General features: G+C 62.5%; 2 protein-coding genes and 1 pseudogene. All 3 read right to left on the bottom strand.

What is annotated here, in order from left to right; all coding sequences use genetic code 11:
* Positions 1 to 134 (bottom strand): annotated as a pseudogene (locus tag ACZY0B_RS27605) (cysteine synthase A); the annotation flags it as partial.
* A 202-nt stretch (positions 135 to 336) separates the two neighbouring features.
* Positions 337 to 414, bottom strand: a complete 78-nt coding sequence (locus tag ACZY0B_RS27600; protein WP_463767397.1) for an Rv2334A family Cys-rich leader peptide — start codon at positions 412 to 414, stop codon at positions 337 to 339.
* A 280-nt stretch (positions 415 to 694) separates the two neighbouring features.
* A complete protein-coding gene (locus ACZY0B_RS27595) occupies positions 695 to 913 on the bottom strand; it encodes a hypothetical protein (protein WP_463767396.1) in 219 nt (72 codons plus the stop codon).
* Between the last annotated feature and the right edge of the window lie 232 nt (positions 914 to 1145).

The following is a 1145-nucleotide window of genomic DNA, read 5'->3' as shown; positions in this document are numbered from 1 at the left end:
TCCTTCACGCTGTTCGCCGGGTTGAACGATTCCAGCTTGGCGACAACGTCTGCGCCCGCGCCGTCGGTGACCCGGTTGAGCCGGACCAGCGGCGTGCCTCCGACGAGCTGTGTGATGTCCTCGGCGATGCTCATGAGAATTCCTCCACGATATCGATACAAGACTCATCGGCCGACCAGGTGATGTCGAATATGCTGGGCATCAACGGGATTGGCACTGGAAATGTTCCTATGAGTCCGGATTCGGCGGTTGCATGGTGGGCGATGGTCGGGGTCGTCGGTGATGGCAAGGTATTTGCGTACCGAGATTTCTAGTGGGACAGAATGCGCCAAGAAATCAACGACAGCAGCAACAACAACATTCCACGGCGAGGCGGCGCGTGAGGACAAAGCGCGGCTGTATGGCCTGGTGCATAGCCCCACTATAGGGCACCGCCCATTGCCGCCTGCTCAGCTCACTTGTGCCTCATGATTTCGGTTGTACTGCCGCATGTTCGTTTGCCAACCCGGTAACCGGCATTGCTCTACCGGCAGCGCGTTGCCCTAGCCGCTGCATGGCGCGCGGCTGACATGGTCAACAACCGGAACATTAACGATGACAGGGGATCTGGCGGATCGGACAACAGCCTGGACCGCACCGTCGTGGTCGCCGGGTACGGTCGGCCGTCGGCATGGGGTGGGAGCTGAAGCGAGGCTTAGCCCGCCTCGGCATCCACCGGCTGGTATGCCGCGGCGGCGTCGCGCTCGCGTGCCCGTGCGCGTAATGCGCGCCAGCGCTGGCGAGTGAGGTGTTGCACGTAGACCTTGTCGCGTTGCGCCTGGGAGAACGCAAAATCCAGGTTGATGGGCAATCCCGCCCAAGCGACTTGCTCGATCGGCGATTCCTGGTCGCCCGGGTGGTCGTCACTTGCCATGCGGACACCCCTTCATCGAGTACGCACCGGTTGTTGAGCACATGGTGCGACAGCGATGTTTCAGCCGCGGGTGTCCCGCGTTTCCGCCGTATTACGGGTTGAGTGGGGCGGACTAGTAGACGTCGCGGTGGTAGCGCTTGTCCGCGCTCAGCGACTGGACGTAGGCCGTGGCCGCGTCCGGGTCGAGGTTGCCGTGCTCGGCCGCGATGTCGCAGAGCGCTCGATCAACGTC

This window comes from Mycobacterium sp. IDUB_19, assembly GCF_055419445.1.
The sequence above is the reverse complement of the archived record's forward strand: the minus strand, read 5'-3'. Positions and strand labels throughout refer to the sequence as shown.

Coding starts and splice junctions, on each gene's coding strand:
- ACZY0B_RS27600 (WP_463767397.1), bottom strand. CDS start 414: ATGCACCAGGCCATACAGCCGCGCTTTGTCCTCACGCGCCGCCTCGCC.
- ACZY0B_RS27595 (WP_463767396.1), bottom strand. CDS start 913: ATGGCAAGTGACGACCACCCGGGCGACCAGGAATCGCCGATCGAGCAA.